Raw genomic sequence first — 20,343 nt, 5'->3', positions numbered from 1 at the left:
CCCCCATCAATATGCTTGAATTAAAAGATTATTCAGATACACGACCAAGGTAGCTACCGTCACGAGTGTCAATCTGAATAGTTTCGCCTTCATTGATGAACAATGGTACGCGAACTTCAACACCTGTTTCCAGTGTAGCTGGCTTTGTAGCGTTAGTAGCAGTATTACCTTTTACACCTGGTTCACTTGAAACAATCTTCAAAGTAGTTTTAACAGGCATTTCTGCAGACAGGATAGTACCTTCTTCTGTATCGGTAACAACGTCTACAACGTCACCTTCCTTCATGAATTCAACACCTGTAATCTGCTCCTTTGGAATAGGAATCTGCTCGAATGTTTCCTGATTCATGAAAATGTAACCAGTAGCATCTTCATAAAGATACTGGTATGGACGATGCTCAACGCGAACATCTTCAAGTTTGAAACCAACCTGGAAAGTACGCTCAAGTACGCGACCATCAGATACATTCTTTAACTTGGTGTTCATTACGGTGTTACCTTTTCCTGGCTTTCTGTGCTGGAAGTCTACACATTTCCAAATACCACCATCCATGCGGATGCAAGTACCAATCTTGATTTCCTGTGAATTAATCATTGTAGTATATACTTTATATATTTATTTGTTTTATATCAATCCTTGTTTTTATACTAGTATCATAAAAACGTTGCAAAGTTACTGTAAATTAGGCAAAAACCCAAGGAATTCACGAAAAAAACATAAATATTTGGCCTAATTTCAATGTATTTTTTTGTTATTTCAAAAATAATGCGTAATTTTGCAGTCCAAAGTTGGGTGGTGTAGTGTGCCATCACATTTCCTTGCACAGAAATAAATAATAAATAAAAAACAAAATGAAAAGAACATTTCAGCCTCACAATCGTCGTCGCGTAAACAAGCATGGTTTCCGCGCACGTATGGCAACAAAGAACGGCCGTCGCGTTTTGGCTTCTCGCCGTGCACATGGTCGTAAGAAGTTAACAGTTTCTAGTGAGCATCACGGAAAGTAATTTTCGTTTCTCTAACGAAAACTGATTAAAACAGAAAGAAGTAAAGGTATATCTTTGCTTCTTTCTGTTTTTTTTGTACTTTTGCATCATATATAATCTTATAAGATGACATCATCAGAATTCTTAAGTAAGTTTAAAAGTAAATATCTCTGGGGAAACCTGCTGGCCATGTTGGTTGTTGTAATTTTATTGGGTATAGGCGTTAGATTTGGTATAGATGCTTATACACATCATGGTGAATCTATTGCAATACCTGATATTAGGCATAAAAACTGGGCAGATGCAGAGAAAATTCTTGAGAATGCTGGTCTGAAAATTGAAGTTTCTGATACTGGCTATGTCAAAACCTTACCACCTGATTGTATCTTGGAGCAGTCTCCAGCTCCTGGTGAGTTGGTAAAATCTGGACATGTTATATATGTTACGGTTAATGCAAGCTCTACTCCTTCTTTAGCTTTACCCGATGTAATTGATAATAGTTCTTTACGTGAGGCTATGGCTAAACTTACTGCTATGGGTTTTAAACTTGGGGCTCCTCAGTTTATTCCAGGTGAGCAAGATTGGGTTTATGGCATATTGGTAAATGGACGGCATGTCGTTGCTGGTGATCGTATACCGGTTGGGGCTACTCTGATTATTCAGGTCGGTAATGGGCAGCGTGATGCATCAGATTCTATTGATATGGTTGGCAATCCGTTTGAGGAGGAACCTGTGGGGGGCTCTTCTGATGAAGATGAGTTTGAAGAAGTAACAGAGGCTGATGCCGAAGAAACTTCGGGAGGTCAGTCAAGTCACAATAATTCAACAGAATAGATATGATAGAAAATATAATCAATGATATAGAGGATGATGATCAGCAGCTTTTCGAACATTGGAAGGTGCAGGTAGATGAAGGGCAGACTCCTGTTCGAATAGATAAATATTTAGCTGAGAAAAATCCATACCAAAGTCGTAATCGTATCCAAAATGCGGCTGATGCGGGTTTTATTCAAGTGAATGGCACTCCTGTTAAGAGTAATTATAAGGTGCGTCCAAATGATGTGATTACCCTTATGCTCGATTATCCTAAGCATGATACAAGTATTGTTGCTGAAAATATTCCAATTGATGTGGTTTATGAGGACGATGACCTTATGGTTATTAATAAAGCAGCTGGTATGGTAGTTCATCCAGGTGCTGGCAATTTTACGGGTACCTTAATTAATGCGATAGCTTATTATTTGAGAGATCTTGAATCTTTTGATGCGAATAATCCTGAGGTCGGTCTGGTACATCGTATTGATAAGGATACAAGTGGCTTATTGGTAGTAGCAAAGACTCCTGAAGCCAAGAGTGCTTTGGGTAAGCAGTTCTTTAATAAGACTACACATCGTAGTTACAATGCTCTTGTATGGGGAAATATTGTTGAAGATGAGGGACGGATAGAAGGTAATATTGGCCGTGATCCTAAAAATCGTCTTCGTATGAAGGTTTTTGAACCAGACAGTGGTATTGGTAAATCAGCAGTAACTCATTATCGAGTGTTGGAACGATTTGGTTATACTACCTTGATTGAGTGTATTTTGGAAACTGGACGTACCCATCAGATACGTGCGCACATGAAGCATATTGGGCATCCGCTGTTTGCTGATGAGACGTATGGTGGAAATGAAGTCCTACGAGGTCAGCGTAGTAGTTCATATAAAGCTTATATTCAAAATTGCTTTAAAATTTGTCCTCGACAGGCTTTGCATGCTAAGACACTCGGCTTTATTCATCCTCGTACAGGGCAGCAGTTGGATTTCACGTCAGAATGGCCTGCTGACTTCTCTGCTCTTATTGAAAAATGGCGTAATTTTATTAGTGGTACTACGCTGAATACATTTGTAGATTAATTGTTGTATATATAATATGGAAAATTTAAAGAGAAACATTGCCATCGTTTGTGGTGGCGATTCTTCTGAACATGATGTTTCAATGCGTTCTGGTGAAGGACTTTATTCTTTCTTCGACAAGGAAAAATACAATGTGTATATTGTCGATATTAAAGGTCTGAGTTGGAATGTTAATTTTGATAATGGTGAAACCGCTCCTATTGATAAGAACGATTTCTCTTTTATGAGGGATGGTAAAGTCATAAAATTCGACTATGCATATATTACAATTCATGGTCAGCCTGGTGAAAACGGTCCTCTTCAGGGATATTTTGATTTAATCCATCTTCCATATTCTACAAGTGGCGTCTTGGTTGAGGCTATGACTTTTGATAAGTATGTTCTTAACAACTACCTACGTGGCTTTGGTGTTAATGTGGCTGATAGTGTTTTAATCAGACGTGATGAGGAATTTGATGAAGAGGCTATTGCTGCGCGTTTAGGTATGCCTTGCTTTGTTAAGCCTGCTGCAGATGGTTCTAGTTTTGGTGTTTCAAAGGTTAAAAATGCAGATCAGCTGGCTCCAGCTCTTCGTGTAGCATTCATGGAATGTAGTGAAGCTATGGTAGAAGGTTTTATGGATGGTATTGAGATTTCTCAGGGTATCTATAAAACAGCAGATAAAACTGTTGTCTTCCCTGCTACCGAAGTGGTAACTAACAATGAGTTCTTTGATTATAATGCCAAATATAATGGTCAGGTTAAAGAAATAACTCCAGCTCGTTTAAGTCCGGAAACAGCAGAAAAAGTTGCTGCGGAGACAAGCCGAATCTATGATATTCTTCATGCTAATGGTATTATTCGTATTGATTATATTATTTCTAAGGATGCTGATGGTAATGATAAAATTAATATGCTCGAAATCAATACCACACCTGGTATGACTGTAACCAGTTTTATACCTCAGCAAGTTCGTGCTGCTGGTCTTGATATTAAGGATGTTCTTTCAGACATCGTTGAAAACCAATTTTAAGTATTAACAATGATTATCCCAAAAGAATTTGATCAAATCCGTCCTTGGGAGCCGGAAGATCTTCCTGAGGTTTATGACAGGCTGCTTGCGAATGAACAGTTTCTGCATGTTATAGCATATTTGTATCCGAAGGTTCCTCTAGAATTTATTGCCGATAAACTTCGCAAATGTAAGACTAATCTCAATTTCCAGTTGGAATTTGTATATCCTTTCCTAAAGGACTTGATGAGTAAAGCTTCTTTGGGATTGGAGTCTAACTTTGAGGCACTGGATAATACTCGTAACTATACTTTCATAAGTAATCATCGTGATATTGTGCTTGATTCTGCTTTGCTTGATGTTTCAATGGTTGATGCAGGTTTCAAGACTACTTGTGAAATTGCTATAGGCGATAATTTATTATCTTTGCCATGGGTGAAAGATTTAGTGCGGGTCAATAAAGCTTTCATCGTGGAGCGTAGCTTATCCATGCGTCAGATGCTTCTTTCAAGCAAACGTTTAGGTGAATATATGCATTTTGCCATTCAGCAAAAGAAGGAAAATATTTGGATTGCTCAGCGTGAAGGACGTGCTAAGGATAGCAATGACCGTACGCAGGAATCTATTTTGAAGATGATGGCTATGGGAGGTGAAGGCTCTGTTATCGATAGACTGGTGGCTCTTCATCTTGTACCAACTTCTATCAGTTATGAATATGATCCTTGTGATTTCCTAAAGGCTAAAGAATTTCAGCTGAAACGTGATGTAGAAGGATGGAAGAAAAGCCCTATGGATGATGTGATTAGTATGCAAACGGGTATATTCGGTTACAAGGGGCATGTATATTATCATACGGGAGCATGTCTTGATGAGTGGCTTCGTAGTTTACCTGCTGATATAGCCAAGACTGACTTGTATGCTGCAATTACTGATCATATAGATCATGATATTTACATGAATTATCGTTTATATCCTGGTAATTATGTAGCTTTGGATGAGTTGAATGGTACAAACGATTTTGCATCGTACTACACTTCAGATGAGAAAGCTGTATTTGACAAGTATTTGGATAAACAGCTTGAAAAGATTGATCTAGAAAATAAGGATATTCCTTTCTTGAGAAATTGTATGCTAACAATGTATGCTAATCCTGTTATTAATCAGCAGAAAGTAAAATAGAATTTTAGCATTCAATAATAGAATAAGGGTGTTGGTGATTTTTAATCATCAACACCCTTATTCTATTATTGAATGTTTTTCCTTTACAGGCTTTCAAGCATACGTTTGATAACTACTTCGGCAGAGATTTCACGATTAGCTGCTTCTGGGATAACTAGGCTATGATTACTCTCGATAACGTCATCGGTTACGATTAACCCTCGGCGTACTGGCAGACAATGCATGAAGTATCCATTGTTCGTCCAGCTCATATGTTCTGTATCAATGGTCCAGCTCATGTCTTTATTTATGATCTTGCCATAGTCTTCAGGATTAGTGACACCAGGGCAACTCCAGTTCTTGGCATAGACAAAGTCTGCATCTTCCAATGCTTTCTTTTGGTCATATTCTATGGTCGCATTGCCTGCGAACTTAGGGTCCAATTCATATCCCTTCGGATGTGTAATAACGAGATCTACATCTGCAGCATTCATCCATTCTGCAAATGAGTTTGGCACAGCTTGAGGCAAAGCCTTGCAGTGAGGAGCCCATGTCAAGACAACCTTTGGACGTTTTTTGGTTGGTGCAGTAGCAGGGTTGCTCTTTAGTTCTTCCCATTTCTCATGGATTGTAATGAGATCTGCAAAAGCTTGCAAAGGATGTACGGTAGCAGTTTCCATTGCAAATACTGGACGACCACTGTATTTTACAAACTGATTAACTATTGTCTCTGCGTAGTCATATTCGCGATTGCTAAGACCTGCGAATGAACGTACACCTATAAGATCACAATAGCTACCCATAACAGGAATTGCTTCCAGTAAGTGTTCACTTTTATCACCATCCATGATAACGCCACGTTCCGTTTCAAGTTTCCAAGCACCGGCATTAACATCAAGTACAATAACATTCATGCCTAGGTTCATGGCTGCTTTCTGTGTACTCAAGCGTGTACGAAGACTGTTATTAAAAAAGATCATTAATAGGGTCTTGTTTTTACCCAATTCTTGATAACCAAATCTATTCTTTTTTACTTCTAAGGCTTCTGTTAACGCCGTATCAAGATTGCCAAGGTCTTGTACATTAAAAAATGACTTCATGTTATTTCTCCTTTTTTTATGAGTTCTATATTAATTATGCACGGATTTGTCCATGCCCTGTAATAAGCCATTTGTAAGTGGTAATTTCTTCAAGGGCCATTGGGCCTCGTGCACCTAATTTTTGTGTACTGATACCAATTTCTGCTCCCAGACCAAACTGTGCTCCATCTGTAAAGCTTGTAGGTGTGTTGACATAAACACAGGCAGCATCAACTAGGGTTTGGAATTTTTTCTGAGCGTCTTGGTCTTCGGTTATGATACTTTCACTATGTCCACTTCCATATTTGGCGATATGCTCAAGAGCTTCATCGATGTTAGCAACAGTTTTTACGCCCATCTGTAGACTCATCGATTCGTATGACCATGTTTCTTCGTCAGCTTTTTCCAGTAAGTCATCGGTATATTTTCCTTTGAGGGCTTTATAGGCTTGGGCATCAGCATAGATTCTTACTCCTTTAGTCTCTACCTTACTCAGTAGTTCTGGAAGATCTTGTAAACGCTTCTCATTAATAATTAGCGTATCCAAGGTGTTGCATACGCTTGGACGCCTTGTTTTCGCATTGTCTACGATATCTTTACCGATTGTTAAATCACCCTCTTCGTCAAAATAGCAGTGTACGATACCTGCACCCGTTTCGATAACTGGAACTTTGGCAGTAGATTGTACAAACTTGATAAGATTTTTACCACCTCGAGGTATGCAAAGGTCTACATATCCTACAGCATTGAGGAGTTCGCCTGTGGCTTCGTGAGTGGCAGGAAGTAACTCTACAACGTTTGTATTGATATGATACTGCTTCAATACGTTGTGTATGAGTTTAACTTCAGCACGATTGGTATCATCAGCATCCTTGCTTCCTTTCAGTATACATGCATTTCCGCTTTTAAAGCAAAGTGAGAATACATCAAAAGTTACATTTGGGCGTGATTCGTATATCATGCCGATAACGCCGAAAGGTACACTTACTCGTTTTAAGTTGAGGCCGTTTTCAAGCGTTTTTTCCTTAAGCGTTTTACCTAAAGGGGATGGAAGAGTAGCGACATGGTGCATGTCGGCAGCGATATCTTCCAGTCGTTTGTCATTGAGAAGCAAACGATCGTATACTTTATTACTCTTGTCCATACGAGAAAGGTCGCTTCGATTAGCTGCGAGTATTTCTTCTTTGTGAGCAAGTATGGCTTCTGCTACTGCTTGTAATATTTCGTTGCGAGTTTCATCCTTGATGAGGGTCAGTGATTTACTTGCAGCTTTTACGTTTTTGAAAATTTCTTCTAGTTGCATAGGGGAGAGATTGTCTAGTGTAACTTATTATTTCTTATTCCATATAGAGGTAGTCATAGTGTATCAGCGGTTTAATATCATGTTCGCCGATAAGTTTTATAGCCTCTTCAGAAGAGTAACTACTTCTTCCTACAGCTATGACCTTATCTTTATCGTCTACTACATTTATAATATCTCCTTCTTCAAATACACCTTCTATAGATGTAACACCAACTAATAGCAGACTGGCAGCTTTTTTCCCTTTTAGTATTTCTTCTGCTTTGGCGTTGATATGAATCTTTCCTTTAGCAAAGTCTTCGCTGTGAGCTATCCATTTCTTAACCTGTGATGTAGGGTTAGGATTAGGACGGAATTCTGTATGCATCGTTTCCTGTGGATGGGTTATCAGATCTACTAAGATGTTTTCAGTCTTACCGTTGGCGATGATGACGCGAACACCCTCTTCTGCTACTTTTCGAGCGATACGAGTCTTTGTAATCATACCACCTCTACCAAATCCACTTTTGGTTTCTTGGATATATTCATCAAGATCCCGGTCGTAGTTGACCATTGGAATAACGCGAGTATGAGGCTCTTTCGGATCACCATTGTAGATGCCATCTACATTAGATAAAATGATAAGAGTGTCGCAGTCCATCATAGAAGCAATGAGGCCGGAAAGTTCATCATTATCCGTAAACATTAATTCAGTAACGCTAACAGTATCGTTTTCGTTGACGATAGGGATGACATCATTTTTGAGCATTACGTTCATACAGGCTCTCTGATTTAGATATTCACCACGGGTGGAGAAACTTTCTTTCATGGTAAGTACCTGGCCTACATGAATATTGAATTCACGAAATAAATCGTAATAAAGGCCTATTAATTTTACTTGTCCGAGTGCAGAGAAGAGTTGTCGCTGTTCTACACTATCAAGTTTGTTTTCTACTTTCAGTTCATTACGGCCACAAGCCATGGCTCCTGAAGAAACGAGGATAATTTCATGTCCATTTTTCTTCAGCCATACGATTTGATCAACGATAGCCGACATTCTGGTTACATCCAGTTTGCCGTCATCCCTGGTGAGAACATTACTGCCCACCTTTACTACGATTCTACTCATGTTGTCTCTCTTATAATTTATAGAGAGGTATGCCTTTGTAGCATACCTCTAGTGGTTTATTTTTTGTCTTTCTTTGCGTCATTGGCGCGAATTTCCACACGACGAATTTTTCCAGATATAGTCTTTGGAAGTTCGTCTACAAACTCTATTACACGTGGATATTTGTAAGGTGCAGTTTCATGTTTTACATGATTCTGCAGTTCTTTAATTAGTTCTGGTCCTGCCTGTGCTTTATAATTGTCTTTTAGTACTATTGTTGCTTTAACAACCATGCCTCGTATAGGATCTGGTACACCGGTAATAGCACATTCTACTACTGCAGGATGAGTCATCAGTGCATTTTCTACTTCGAATGGGCCGATGCGATAACCTGAACTTTTGATGACATCGTCTGTTCTTCCTACAAACCAGAAATAGCCTTCTTCATCTCGCCATGCCATATCGCCAGTATGATATATACCGTCATGCCAAGCCTGATATGTTTTCTCTTCATCACGATAGTAGCCCTTGAATAGTCCTACTGGCTTACTTTTGATGGTACTGATGCAGATTTCGCCTTTTTCTCCGTCCTCACATTCTGTTCCGTCAGGTCGAAGCAGTTTTACATCGTATTGAGGATTAATTTTTCCCATACTTCCAGGTTTAGGTTTTGTCCACGGGAAAGTACCTAAAGTCATAGTAGTTTCGGTTTGTCCAAATCCTTCATAGATGTGATTTCCTGTGAGTTCAAAGAACTTTTGTTCTACAGATGGATTCATGGCTTCACCTGCAGTAGTACAGTATTTTAGACTGCTAAGGTCGTATTTACTGAAATCTTCTAGAATCATGAAGCGATATATGGTAGGTGGAGCACAGAATGAAGTGATATGATATTTCTCCATAGCTCTCATGATCTTTTCTGCAGTAAACTTCTCATGGTCATATACAAATACGGTAGCACCAGCAAACCATTGTCCGTATAATTTACCCCAAACGGCTTTGCCCCAACCTGTATCTGCTACTGTAAGGTGAATACTTTTTTCTTGCAGGTTATGCCAGTATACACCAGTTGTCAGGTGTCCTAGTGCATAGAGATAGTCGTGTGCTACCATTTTAGGTTCTCCACTAGTGCCGCTGGTAAAATACATCAGCATGGTATCATCATTTTCATTCACATTAGCAGGACGTTCGAAATCTGGAGCTTGTTCCCATTCTTTGTGCCAATTGTGAAATCCTTCTGGTACAGGCTTGTCCGCTTCTATCATGGAGTTTACTGCTACCAGTGTTTTTACGGTAGGGCTTTCTGCTAATGAATTTTTTACCTGAGTTGTTACATATTCATCGTTAACGCAGATGATAGCCTTAACGCTGGCTCTTTGGTTGCGATATTCGATATCTTTTGTGGTGAGCATGTGAGTAGCAGGAATGGCAATGGCTCCGATTTTGCATAACCCCATCATGCATAGCCACCATTGATAGTGTCTTTTTAATATCAACATGACTTTGTCGCCACGCTGTATGCCTAAACTCAGAAAATAGGCTGCAGTCTTATCTGTTTGTTCCTTAAAATCCTGAAAGGTAGTTTTTACTTCTTCACCTCTTTCACTTGTCCATAACAAACATATTTTGTTAGGTTCTTCTTTTGCCCATTCGTCCATAACATCATAGGCAAAATTGAAGTTCTCATTTATTTTGAAATGAAAATTTTTTTTAAAGTCTTCCTCTGAAGTGAACTTCGTTTGCGTTAAAAATCTTTCTAACATTGGTTTGAGTTTAAATTACAATACATAGAAAATGAGCTTGTTCTCCATTGAGGGCACGCATACAATGAGGTTGCCTTCCATCAAAATAAATGGTATCACCTTCTTTAAGTACAAGTACTTTTTCACCGATAGTGATTTCCAGAGTACCTTTAAGTACATAGTCGAACTCATGTCCATCCTGTGTATTCTTACGATGGTTCTTATCACCTGGGAGTGGGTCTACTACAGTGTAGAAAGGATCTATTCTTCGCCCTTTAAAACCACCGGCAAGAGTCTGATATTTATAATCGTTTCCACGGTCAATTTCTTGTCCCTGACCTTTTCGTGTTAGGTAGTATGAATTCATACGTGGCTCTTCACCGAAAAGTAGAACATCAAGATCTATTCCGTATCTTTTTGATATTTTTGAAAGACGATATACAGAAGGGTCAGCTTCTCCTGCTTCTATTTTAAGATAATGATCTAAGCTGATTTCGCATAGTTCTGCAACTTCTTCTGCAGGAATGTCGAGAACTTCACGAAGGCCTCTCAATCGTTCTCCAATTAGTTTTATAGATTCTTCCATAAGTTAATTGTTTTAAAATAATCGTCTTCAAAAGTACAAAAAAAACTTCTACTTTTGTTTTCGGCAGATTGTTTTCTTATTTGTATTTGTAATAAAATCTAAAATGCTGCACATTGGTATTTATCATGTGCAGCATTTTAGAAAAACTCTTTAAAGTTTATTTTAATCCAGCTTTTAATCCTCTGATAACAGCAGATGTAAAGCCGGCATGCTCCATTTCATTTAATCCTTTGATGGTCAAGCCACCAGGAGTTGTAACTTTGTCTATTTCGGCTTCAGGGTGGTTTCCATTAGCTTGCAGTAAATCTACTGCTCCCTTTACGGTCTGTAAGACAATGTCTTTTGCGACATCTGCTTTGAATCCTAGTTCTACACCACCTTCTGATGCTGCTCTGAAATAACGCATGGCATAAGCTATACCGCAACTGGCTAACGATGTTCCTGCACCAAGATGCTGTTCGTCGGTAACAACGGTTTGGCCAACGCTTTTAAATATCGCTTCGGTTTCTTTTATCTTTTCTTCTTCGCAATCGCATGGGGCAATGAAAGTCATTGAAGATTTTACAGCTATAGCGATATTGGGTATAACTTGCAGCAGGGTAGGCTGGTCGCCATCTTTATCCAACCATTTTCGAAGTTGCTCTGAAGGTATTGCTGCTGCCATGTTAAGGATTGTCTGGTTCTGATAATCAAGTGTAGACTTTATCTCATTGATGACATGCTCTACTAGCCATGGCTTAACTACGATAGCGATGTAGTCTGCGCCTTGTATAGCTTCGATATTGTTGGTTGTCGTGTTGGCACCTAATTTCTTGAATTTTTCTAGTTTGTCGGCGTGTGGATTAGAAACGCTTATATCTGAAGGTTTGAAATCTTCTGATTTCAGTAGGCCTTCGGCAAGTGCTCCACCCATGGCACCGGCACCAATGATAGTAATCTTCATTTTATATAGTTGCTAATACTTTCTTGAATTTATTCATGAAATCGTCAACATTGGCCTTGGTCAGACACAATGGTGGTAAAATTCTAAGGATATTGGTTGATGCACAACCAGTAAAGCAGTGCTCGTCGTAGATGAGTTTTGAGCGTATTTCTTTATGTGGAATGTCCAAAACAATACCAATCATTAGGCCTTTTCCACGAATCTCAGTGATATGACTGTTTTCTTTCTGTAATTCCTTGAGCTGTTGTATAAAATATTCTCCTACCTCATTTGCGTTGGTTACAAGGTTTTCTTTTTCGAATACATCGAGTACGGCCAAAGCTGCGGTACATGCCAGATGGTTACCACCAAAAGTTGTTCCCAAGCGACCATATACAGGTTCGAATTCTGGAGAAATGAGTACACCGCCCATAGGAAATCCGTTGCCGATACCTTTAGCTACAGTAATCAGGTCTGGTTTGATATCCAGCCACTGATGACCGAAGAATTTTCCTGTACGACCATAGCCGCATTGTATCTCATCGCATACCAGGAATGTGCCATATTTCTTACAAGCTGCTTGTAATCCTTGGGCAAAATCTTTGTTTACCATATTGCAGCCGCCGACACCTTGAATACATTCGATAATACAAGCGCATACATCACCCTTGGCTAGTTCTTTTTCCCATGCTTCCAAATCGTTGAGTGGAAGATAGGTTACAAGACCATTATCGTTGATTGGGGCAATAATTTTAGGATTATTAGTTACCTCTACAGCAAGAGATGTACGGCCGTGAAATGCTTTTTCTGCAGATAATACACGTCGTCTGCCATTGGTGAATGAGGCTAATTTTAATGCGTTTTCGTTGGCTTCGGCTCCTGAGTTAATCAAGAAGAACTGGTAGTCTTCGTAACCACTGATTTTGCCAAGACGTTCTGCAACTTGTTGCTGCAGTTTATTGATGACGGAATTGGAATAAAAGCCTAGCTTATTGAGTTGATTTGTCATCATTTCTACATAGTGAGGATGACAGTGTCCGATACTGATTACAGCATGACCACCATAAAGGTCAAGATATTCTTGACCTTTATCGTCCCATACGTTGCAACCTTTGCCTTTGACGATATTAACGTCAAAAAGTGGATAAACATCAAATAGTTTCATATTTAGAATGCTGAACCTTTAAGTTTTAATCCTGCTGTCTGGTCGATGCCGAACATGATGTTCATGTTTTGTACAGCCTGACCAACTGCACCTTTTAGCAGATTATCGATGCAGGAGGTAATTAATAATTTATCGTCAATCTTGTCGCAGTGTACCAATGCTTTGTTGGTATTAACCACTTGCTTTAAATCAAGAGGCTTGTCTATATAATGTGTAAACTTTGCATCCTTGTAGAAAGCCTTATATCCAGCTATAATTTCCTCAAGTGGTTTATCTGTCTTAACTACTTCTGTAGCGAAAATACCACGCGTGAAGTCACCGCGATACGGTATGAAGTCGATAGAGGCTTCAAGATGACCCTGTACTTGTGTCAGACTTTCACGAATCTCAGGAATATGCTGATGCTTGAAAGCCTTATAGATGCTAAGATTATTGTTGCGCCAAGAGAAATGAGTTGTTGATCCTGGCTTCTGCCCAGCTCCTGTGCTGCCAGTAATAGCATTTACAGCTACATCTTTGTCGATGAGATTCATGCTTGCTGCAGGCAGCAATCCGAGTTGGATGCATGTTGCAAAACATCCCGGATTGGCTACATGCTGAGCTGTGGCTATTTTTGATTCATTTATTTCTGGTAAACCGTATACGAAGTCATGAATTTCTGCGGTTGGTTGCATGGTATTTACCACTTCCTTAGGTGCCAGTCGAAAATCCTGAGCTAAATCAATAATTTTAACATTAGCTGGTATTTTATGCTCCTTCATGAAAGCTTCACTCTTGCCATGGCCGAAACAGAAGAAGATGACATCAACCTTATCAAAAGGAAGTTCGTCTGTAAACTTCATATCTGTATCACCGTAGAGGGCTTCGTGTACATCGGTAACAGGATTTCCGGCATTACTACCACTGTTAGCAAAAACGATTTCTACCTCTGGGTGGTTTAGCAATAGACGAATGAGTTCTCCGCCTGTGTATCCTGCTGCTCCTAATATTCCTACTTTTATCATTGGGATATGTTATGGCTTAATAATCTTTAGATATGATAATCTTTTTATTTTCTTTCGTTTGGATGCATTCCGTAGAATACTCGAAGTGGAGTAGCACTCAGCTTGATAAAGCCTTTGGCATCGTCTGCAGTCCAACCGTGGTTCATCTCGCCATATTCGCCAAGTTTTGACTTGGTCAGGTCGTCATCTGAGTCTACACCTACTGTTTGAAAACTGTAAGGGCGAAGTTTCAAGATAGCAGTTCCGTTCACATGGCGTTGTGAACTGGTCAGGAATGCTTCTATATCTGGCATCACCGGTTCTAGATATTGACTTTCGTGCAAGAACATACCATACCAATTGGCTACTTGGTCTTTCCAATACTGCTGCCATTTACTCAATGTACTTTTCTCTAGTAAACGGTGAGCTTCGATAATCAGTTTTGGAGCTGCTGCTTCAAATGCCACACGGCCCTTAATACCGATAATAGTATCACCAACATTACAATCACGGCCGATGGCATAAGAGGCACCAATCTCTTCTATTTTCTGTATGGCCTTAATTTTGTCTTCAAATTCTTCACCGTTCACAGCAGTGATTTCGCCATTTTTGAATGTAATTTTCAATTCTTCTTCGGCTTTATCACTGGTAACATGCTTGAGATATGCCTCTTCTGGCAGACCCTGGGTTGGATCAAGAATCTCGCCACCACAGATACTTGTACCCCAAATACCTACATTGTATGAATACTTGAGTTTTGTGAAATCTGCATAGAAGCCATGATCATTCAGGTAGTCTACTTCTTCTTTTCTGCTAAGTGCTTGATCTCGAGTTAATGTAATGATTTCTACTCCTGGAGCCATTACAAGGAAGGTCATATCGAAGCGTATTTGGTCGTTGCCAGCGCCTGTAGAACCATGTGCGATAGCATCTGCCTGAATCTCATTAGCATAGCGTGCAATGGCAATAGCTTGGAAAATTCGTTCTGATGATACTGAAATAGGGTAGCAATTATTACGCATTACATTACCATAAATCATGTATTTCAGGCTCTTTTCATAATATTCTTGAGTTACGTCGAGAGTTACATACTTAACAGCTCCAAGCTTATAAGCATTTTCTTCGTTTACCTTCAGTTGTTCTTCACTGAAACCACCCGTGTTAGCGCATGCTGCATATACGTCCCAACCATCTTGAGTAAGTTTCATAACTGTATATGATGTATCTAGTCCGCCTGAAAAAGCGACAACTACTTTCTTTTTAGCCATAATATATACGATAAATTTGTGTTGAAAATTAATATAAGTATGATGTTCTCTTCTGGTATCAGTTACCTAGTTTCTTAAGACGCTCGAGAGTCTTTTCTGAAAGCTGGATAGGCAGTGTCTCGTTTGGATGATCTGCTGGATTGTACATCATTCCTGTACAAATACAGAATTTTCTTTCGGTTCGTTGTAGAATGTCATGGTTGATACAACCTTCACATCCACGCCAGAATGATTCGTCGTCTGTCAAGTCACCGAATACAACTGGTAAATACCCAAGTTGAGTATTCATCTTCATGACAGCTGATCCTGAGGTGAGAGAGAAGATTTTTGCTTCTGGCCATCGTACACGAGCCAGTGTGAAGGTTACATTCTTAATGCGTTTAGCTACACCACGACCTCTAAAAGCAGGATTAACGATAAGACCAGATGTCGTTACATAAGTCTTATTGCCCCATGTCTCGATGTAGCTGAAACCTACAAATTTACCATTGCATAAAGCTATGACGGCTTTACCTTCTTTCATCTTGGTAGTGACATATTCGTGAGAACGCTTGGCTATACCTGTGCCACGGTCCTTAGCGGAAGATGCCATTGTCTCCAAAATGGTGTCTACATACTTCTCGTGGGAAGCATCAGCAACCATTACTTCAATCTCTTCCATTATTATTACTTTATAATTTGTTCTTTTAAAGTCTTTTAGTTCATTCCGTCAATGACAGAACTGAGCTTGTCCATTACGGCCTTTTCAGATATATTCTCTTTTTTGACAATAAAAATAGTATCGTCTCCTGCAATTGTACCTAAAATTTCTGTCACGTCACTATTGTCAATATTATAAGCGATGCTACTTGCATAACCAGGACGAGTCTTGATGACTCCTAAATTACCAGAGAAAACAATGGATAAAAATCCTGGAGACTGTAACATTTTTGTAACAGATTGTGGATTAGATATACGCTTGTACATGGTTTCGTTAGGGAGTACATATACATACTTGCCATTCATGCTAGCTGCTTTGGCAACTTTGAGTTGCTTTAAGTCGCGACTCAATGTTGCTTGGGTCAACTTAAAGCCTTCTTTAGCTAAAGCTTTTAATACTTCTTCCTGACTTCCTAATTCCTGACTAGATATTAACATCTTCAGGGCTTCCATTCTAGCGTTCTTAACTTTCATACGTTGTATTTTTATTCTATTTTCGCTTGCAAAAATAGAAATTTTTGTATTTATCTGCAAGAGTTTTTGCATAAAAATTACTCAAAAGCTTTAGTTTTTAAGGTTATTTGTATATTTTGTGTATAGATACAGTGGTTTTTGTATATTTAGTTATATGAATAAATTTTCTTTTTAGTGAATGTTTTAAAGAAATAATAAGAAAAGCAGAATAAAATTAGATTATCTCAAAATAATTCACTACCTTTGCCAACCGTTCTATGATACTTCATTTAGCTGTAGTGATATAGCTTTATATATAAATGAAAAAGGCGTCTTCCGTAGGAAGGCGCCTTTGGTGTTTATTATTATTTACTTAGTTGCGGTTGCTACCGAATATTCTTAATAAATACAGGAAGAGGTTGATAAAGTCTAGATATAGCGTGAGTGATCCTAATAATGCATATTTCTGCATTTGTTCGCTTGCATCGGGTGCCATGGATAGCATATGCTTAATTTTCTGCGTGTCGTAGGCGGTTAACCCCACAAATATCAGAACTCCAAGATAGCTGATGATTAGGTCTAATCCAGAACTTGCTATAAACATGTTTACGATGGTTGCAATGATGATACCGATTAGGGCCATGAATAGTAATTTGCCCATTGAGGTCAAATCTTTCTTAGTGAAATAGCCGACAAGAGACATTGTACCAAATGTACCAGCTGTTACGACAAAGGTCTTGACTATGGCAGTGGTAGAGAAGGCTGCAAAGATTACTGACAATGTGGCACCATTTATTACGGAATATGCAATAAACATAAGGGTGGCAGTTGCTAGTGATAAGCGATTGATTGCTCCTGATATACCCCATACTAAAGCTAATTCTGCAATGATGAGACCAAAAAATAATATTTTATTGGTAAATATGGTTGTCATGAGGGCTGGACTGGTAGCAACGCCATATGCAGTTACTGCGGTAATGACAAGAGCCAAAGTCATCCAAATATATACTTTGCGCATTAATGCAGGAAATGCTAAAGAAACATTCCAGCTTCTTTCATTTATCATTCGATAAAGTTCTTTTTCTTTCATAATTATTATTTTTAGTTTGTATCAATTTCATCAAGCGCAAAGATAATGCCAAGTTTGTTATAAAACAAGTTTTTGGGGGCTTTTTAGCGATTGTTTAATCAAATTGCGTTCTTTTTATAGATAATAGTAAGAGAAGATTTTGTCTTCTTTTGTTGAACTGTTATCTTTAATAAGTATGTTTGTGCAGTTTTAGATAGTCTACGAAAAAGTGGTAAAGGCTATGCAAAAGGATTTAAAAATGTGAGGGAAATGTATATAAGCATAATTATTTTCAGTTTTTCAAATCTTATGAGGGTTTCTGAATAGGATGTACAAATGCCATAGATACACAGAATTCTGTCACATCGATACGTATCGGAACGTCTGTTGATTTTTCCTACTTGTAATGGTTTGACTGTCAAATAATTTATCAAAAAACAGTGTTTTCAAAAATCGTTATCTAGCTCGAAAAAATCAACTTTTGATCAGCCTGTTTGGTCTTTTTTCTTCCCCTCGATTTTCTCTCCCGCCAAAACCCCAGCTCCTGGGGGTCGAAACCTAAGACTTTGTTCGCTAAACTCTATGACCTTATCGCATCAACCCTAAGCTTTCGACCCCTAGGAGCTGGGGTTTTGGCGCCCATTTCTTGAACCAAAGAAACGTTAAATGTGTAACTTGTTGATATTCAGATAGATACGAAAATTCTTCAAAATTCACGTATTTGAGGCATTTCATTCTGGCAATTTCAAATACGCAAACCTCATGAGGGTTCTTGTCCGTAAATTTCAAATCGGTTCTTTTGTTGTACATGTCGTAGTGGTATATATCTAACAATGTTAAAAGTAGGCTGATACTGTAAAATATGTCGGGGAGTGTAGTAAGCGGTGTCAACCAGTTTCATCACGCTGTTTCCGATGGTGACGGATGTAAGGCAAGAGCAATCAATGAATACATGCATGCATAACTGCCAATACTCGTATAATTTGTGGGAGAGGGGAGGCTTAAAATTTATCTTCCTTTAATTATAGATATACCTCATTCTTTTTCTTTTAATATTATTCTCTCTATTATAAAATATTATTCTCTTTATATATTATAATGTGTACGTCCACGGAATTAAGCTTTTATTGTCAAAGAATGCGCAAAATCTTAGTTTTTTGCAATTTTTTCTTGAAAACATTTGGAGGTTATGGATATTTTGTATATCTTTGCACTCGCTTTCAAACAAACGGAAGCAGCCAAATAACGTTGGTTACGAGGCTTAAGAGAAAGAGTTCTTTGAAAAGATTACATAGACAGAGAAGTAGTACAAGAAGCGTTCACATATTATAGATATGTGTGAATGGGTAACAAAAACGAACCGTCAAGTTTAGTTTTTGTCCAGGCTTTAAACCGACTTCAATAAAAGGATAAGCGTCCTTGAAACAGAGACAAATCATCTATTCTATAGATATTTAAAGATATTTTACAATGGAGAGTTTGATCCTGGCTCAGGATGAACGCTAGCTACAGGCTTAACACATGCAAGTCGAGGGGTAACATGAAGAAAGCTTGCTTTCTTTGATGACGACCGGCGCACGGGTGAGTATCGCGTATCCAACCTGCCCATAAGTAGGGAATAGCCTTGCGAAAGTAAGATTAATGCCCTATGGTTTCCATTGAAGACATCTGAGATGGAATAAAGATTTATCGCTTATGGATGGGGATGCGTCTGATTAGGTAGTAGGCGGGGTAACGGCCCACCTAGCCGACGATCAGTAGGGGTTCTGAGAGGAAGGTCCCCCACATTGGAACTGAGACACGGTCCAAACTCCTACGGGAGGCAGCAGTGAGGAATATTGGTCAATGGACGGAAGTCTGAACCAGCCAAGTAGCGTGCAGGATGACGGCCCTATGGGTTGTAAACTGCTTTTTTAGGGGAATAAAGTTAGCCACGTGTGGTTATTTGCATGTACCCTACGAATAAGGACCGGCTAATTCCGTGCCAGCAGCCGCGGTAATACGGAAGGTCCGGGCGTTATCCGGATTTATTGGGTTTAAAGGGAGCGCAGGCCGTTTGGTAAGCGTGTTGTGAAATGTCCGGGCTCAACCTGGGCACTGCAGCGCGAACTGCCAGACTTGAGTGCACAGGAAGCGGGCGGAATTCGTGGTGTAGCGGTGAAATGCTTAGATATCACGAAGAACTCCAATTGCGAAGGCAGCTCGCTGTAGTGTTACTGACGCTAAAGCTCGAAAGTGCGGGTATCGAACAGGATTAGATACCCTGGTAGTCCGCACGGTAAACGATGGATGCCCGCTGTTTGCCCTTCGGGGTGAGTGGCTAAGCGAAAGCGTTAAGCATCCCACCTGGGGAGTACGCCGGCAACGGTGAAACTCAAAGGAATTGACGGGGGCCCGCACAAGCGGAGGAACATGTGGTTTAATTCGATGATACGCGAGGAACCTTACCCGGGCTTGAATTGCAGATGACGGATCTAGAGATAGTGACTTCCTTCGGGACATCTGTGAAGGTGCTGCATGGTTGTCGTCAGCTCGTGCCGTGAGGTGTCGGCTTAAGTGCCATAACGAGCGCAACCCTTCTCTTCAGTTGCCATCAGGTCAAGCTGGGCACTCTGGAGACACTGCCACCGTAAGGTGTGAGGAAGGTGGGGATGACGTCAAATCAGCACGGCCCTTACGTCCGGGGCTACACACGTGTTACAATGGCCGGTACAGAAAGTCGGATGCCCGTAAGGTCATTCTAATCAAGAAAGCCGGTCCCAGTTCGGACTGAGGTCTGCAACCCGACCTCACGAAGCTGGATTCGCTAGTAATCGCGCATCAGCCATGGCGCGGTGAATACGTTCCCGGGCCTTGTACACACCGCCCGTCAAGCCATGAAAGCCGGGGGTGCCTGAAGTCCGTGACCGCAAGGGTCGGCCTAGGGCAAAACTGGTAATTGGGGCTAAGTCGTAACAAG

The 20,343-nt window shown here is 39.7% G+C and carries 18 protein-coding genes and 1 rRNA gene (1 of these 19 cut by a window edge); 6 read left to right on the top strand and 13 right to left on the bottom strand.

All coding sequences use genetic code 11. From position 1 onward, the window contains the following. Positions 1 to 28 precede the first annotated feature (28 nt). The gene (gene efp / locus L6471_RS13305) at positions 29 to 595 is read right to left on the bottom strand and encodes an elongation factor P (RefSeq protein ID WP_006281564.1); all 567 of its coding nucleotides are present in this window, start codon (positions 593 to 595) and stop codon (positions 29 to 31) included. 257 nt (positions 596 to 852) lie between these two features. Here efp and rpmH point away from each other — a divergent pair, with 257 nt between their 5' ends. The 5 genes from rpmH (at position 853) to L6471_RS13280 (ending at position 5,052) form a co-directional block, all read left to right on the top strand. Beyond that, complete coding sequence (gene rpmH, locus L6471_RS13300; protein WP_006281563.1) at positions 853 to 1,008, top strand: 50S ribosomal protein L34; 156 nt, start codon at positions 853 to 855, stop codon at positions 1,006 to 1,008. A 105-nt stretch (positions 1,009 to 1,113) separates the two neighbouring features. Further along, positions 1,114 to 1,821, top strand: coding sequence for a PASTA domain-containing protein (locus L6471_RS13295; RefSeq protein WP_006281562.1), 708 nt, complete (start codon positions 1,114 to 1,116; stop codon positions 1,819 to 1,821). Positions 1,822 to 1,823: 2 nt separating this feature from the next. Beyond that, entirely contained in the window at positions 1,824 to 2,882 is a 1,059-nt protein-coding gene (locus tag L6471_RS13290) for an RluA family pseudouridine synthase (RefSeq protein ID WP_006281561.1), read from the top strand. 16 nt (positions 2,883 to 2,898) lie between these two features. Beyond that, on the top strand, positions 2,899 to 3,894 hold the full coding sequence (locus L6471_RS13285) for a D-alanine--D-alanine ligase (RefSeq protein WP_006281560.1): 996 nt from the start codon (positions 2,899 to 2,901) through the stop codon (positions 3,892 to 3,894). A gap of 9 nt (positions 3,895 to 3,903) precedes the next feature. Next, positions 3,904 to 5,052 carry a 1-acyl-sn-glycerol-3-phosphate acyltransferase gene (locus L6471_RS13280; protein WP_027453155.1) on the top strand — a complete coding sequence of 383 codons (1,149 nt, stop codon included), beginning with the start codon at positions 3,904 to 3,906 and terminating at the stop codon, positions 5,050 to 5,052. Between the two features lie 83 nt (positions 5,053 to 5,135). On the opposite strand, the gene L6471_RS13275 is transcribed toward L6471_RS13280, so the two are convergent. The 12 genes from L6471_RS13275 to L6471_RS13220 form a co-directional block, all read right to left on the bottom strand. After that, complete coding sequence (locus L6471_RS13275) at positions 5,136 to 6,131, bottom strand: Rossmann-fold NAD(P)-binding domain-containing protein (protein ID WP_027453154.1); 996 nt, start codon at positions 6,129 to 6,131, stop codon at positions 5,136 to 5,138. Between the two features lie 34 nt (positions 6,132 to 6,165). Continuing rightward, on the bottom strand, positions 6,166 to 7,413 hold the full coding sequence (locus L6471_RS13270; RefSeq protein WP_094448404.1) for a glutamate-5-semialdehyde dehydrogenase: 1,248 nt from the start codon (positions 7,411 to 7,413) through the stop codon (positions 6,166 to 6,168). Between the two features lie 34 nt (positions 7,414 to 7,447). Further along, positions 7,448 to 8,518: a glutamate 5-kinase gene (proB, locus tag L6471_RS13265; protein WP_074547951.1), complete on the bottom strand. Its 1,071-nt coding sequence runs from the start codon at positions 8,516 to 8,518 to the stop codon at positions 7,448 to 7,450. A gap of 56 nt (positions 8,519 to 8,574) precedes the next feature. Then, the gene (locus L6471_RS13260) at positions 8,575 to 10,260 is read right to left on the bottom strand and encodes an AMP-binding protein (protein ID WP_094448403.1); all 1,686 of its coding nucleotides are present in this window, start codon (positions 10,258 to 10,260) and stop codon (positions 8,575 to 8,577) included. A gap of 10 nt (positions 10,261 to 10,270) precedes the next feature. Further along, positions 10,271 to 10,825 (bottom strand): helix-turn-helix domain-containing protein, encoded by a 555-nt coding sequence (locus L6471_RS13255; protein ID WP_006281554.1) that lies wholly within the window; start codon positions 10,823 to 10,825, stop codon positions 10,271 to 10,273. A 157-nt stretch (positions 10,826 to 10,982) separates the two neighbouring features. Next, positions 10,983 to 11,768: a pyrroline-5-carboxylate reductase gene (proC, locus tag L6471_RS13250; protein WP_006281553.1), complete on the bottom strand. Its 786-nt coding sequence runs from the start codon at positions 11,766 to 11,768 to the stop codon at positions 10,983 to 10,985. Position 11,769: 1 nt separating this feature from the next. Further along, a complete protein-coding gene (locus L6471_RS13245) occupies positions 11,770 to 12,912 on the bottom strand; it encodes an aspartate aminotransferase family protein (protein ID WP_006281552.1) in 1,143 nt (380 codons plus the stop codon). Positions 12,913 to 12,914: 2 nt separating this feature from the next. After that, entirely contained in the window at positions 12,915 to 13,916 is a 1,002-nt protein-coding gene (gene argC, locus L6471_RS13240; RefSeq protein ID WP_006281551.1) for an N-acetyl-gamma-glutamyl-phosphate reductase, read from the bottom strand. Between the two features lie 44 nt (positions 13,917 to 13,960). Then, positions 13,961 to 15,163 carry an argininosuccinate synthase gene (locus L6471_RS13235; protein WP_237797439.1) on the bottom strand — a complete coding sequence of 401 codons (1,203 nt, stop codon included), beginning with the start codon at positions 15,161 to 15,163 and terminating at the stop codon, positions 13,961 to 13,963. 58 nt (positions 15,164 to 15,221) lie between these two features. Further along, the gene (locus L6471_RS13230; RefSeq protein ID WP_006281549.1) at positions 15,222 to 15,824 is read right to left on the bottom strand and encodes a GNAT family N-acetyltransferase; all 603 of its coding nucleotides are present in this window, start codon (positions 15,822 to 15,824) and stop codon (positions 15,222 to 15,224) included. A gap of 35 nt (positions 15,825 to 15,859) precedes the next feature. Beyond that, a complete protein-coding gene (gene argR / locus L6471_RS13225) occupies positions 15,860 to 16,336 on the bottom strand; it encodes an arginine repressor (RefSeq protein WP_094448400.1) in 477 nt (158 codons plus the stop codon). A 352-nt stretch (positions 16,337 to 16,688) separates the two neighbouring features. Then, positions 16,689 to 17,405: a Bax inhibitor-1/YccA family protein gene (locus tag L6471_RS13220; RefSeq protein WP_006281547.1), complete on the bottom strand. Its 717-nt coding sequence runs from the start codon at positions 17,403 to 17,405 to the stop codon at positions 16,689 to 16,691. 1,446 nt (positions 17,406 to 18,851) lie between these two features. Between L6471_RS13220 and L6471_RS13215 the strand changes: the two genes are divergently transcribed. Further along, positions 18,852 to 20,343: ribosomal RNA gene (locus L6471_RS13215) — 16S ribosomal RNA — on the top strand (it continues 38 nt past the right edge of the window).

This window comes from Segatella bryantii (genome assembly GCF_022024215.1).
GTDB classification, from domain to species: Bacteria; Bacteroidota; Bacteroidia; order Bacteroidales; family Bacteroidaceae; genus Prevotella; species Prevotella bryantii.
The sequence above is the reverse complement of the archived record's forward strand: the minus strand, read 5'-3'. Positions and strand labels throughout refer to the sequence as shown.

Coding starts and splice junctions, on each gene's coding strand:
- efp (WP_006281564.1), bottom strand. CDS start 595: ATGATTAATTCACAGGAAATCAAGATTGGTACTTGCATCCGCATGGAT.
- rpmH (WP_006281563.1), top strand. CDS start 853: ATGAAAAGAACATTTCAGCCTCACAATCGTCGTCGCGTAAACAAGCAT.
- L6471_RS13295 (WP_006281562.1), top strand. CDS start 1,114: ATGACATCATCAGAATTCTTAAGTAAGTTTAAAAGTAAATATCTCTGG.
- L6471_RS13290 (WP_006281561.1), top strand. CDS start 1,824: ATGATAGAAAATATAATCAATGATATAGAGGATGATGATCAGCAGCTT.
- L6471_RS13285 (WP_006281560.1), top strand. CDS start 2,899: ATGGAAAATTTAAAGAGAAACATTGCCATCGTTTGTGGTGGCGATTCT.
- L6471_RS13280 (WP_027453155.1), top strand. CDS start 3,904: ATGATTATCCCAAAAGAATTTGATCAAATCCGTCCTTGGGAGCCGGAA.
- L6471_RS13275 (WP_027453154.1), bottom strand. CDS start 6,131: ATGAAGTCATTTTTTAATGTACAAGACCTTGGCAATCTTGATACGGCG.
- L6471_RS13270 (WP_094448404.1), bottom strand. CDS start 7,413: ATGCAACTAGAAGAAATTTTCAAAAACGTAAAAGCTGCAAGTAAATCA.
- proB (WP_074547951.1), bottom strand. CDS start 8,518: ATGAGTAGAATCGTAGTAAAGGTGGGCAGTAATGTTCTCACCAGGGAT.
- L6471_RS13260 (WP_094448403.1), bottom strand. CDS start 10,260: ATGTTAGAAAGATTTTTAACGCAAACGAAGTTCACTTCAGAGGAAGAC.
- L6471_RS13255 (WP_006281554.1), bottom strand. CDS start 10,825: ATGGAAGAATCTATAAAACTAATTGGAGAACGATTGAGAGGCCTTCGT.
- proC (WP_006281553.1), bottom strand. CDS start 11,768: ATGAAGATTACTATCATTGGTGCCGGTGCCATGGGTGGAGCACTTGCC.
- L6471_RS13245 (WP_006281552.1), bottom strand. CDS start 12,912: ATGAAACTATTTGATGTTTATCCACTTTTTGACGTTAATATCGTCAAA.
- argC (WP_006281551.1), bottom strand. CDS start 13,916: ATGATAAAAGTAGGAATATTAGGAGCAGCAGGATACACAGGCGGAGAA.
- L6471_RS13235 (WP_237797439.1), bottom strand. CDS start 15,163: ATGGCTAAAAAGAAAGTAGTTGTCGCTTTTTCAGGCGGACTAGATACA.
- L6471_RS13230 (WP_006281549.1), bottom strand. CDS start 15,824: ATGGAAGAGATTGAAGTAATGGTTGCTGATGCTTCCCACGAGAAGTAT.
- argR (WP_094448400.1), bottom strand. CDS start 16,336: ATGAAAGTTAAGAACGCTAGAATGGAAGCCCTGAAGATGTTAATATCT.
- L6471_RS13220 (WP_006281547.1), bottom strand. CDS start 17,405: ATGAAAGAAAAAGAACTTTATCGAATGATAAATGAAAGAAGCTGGAAT.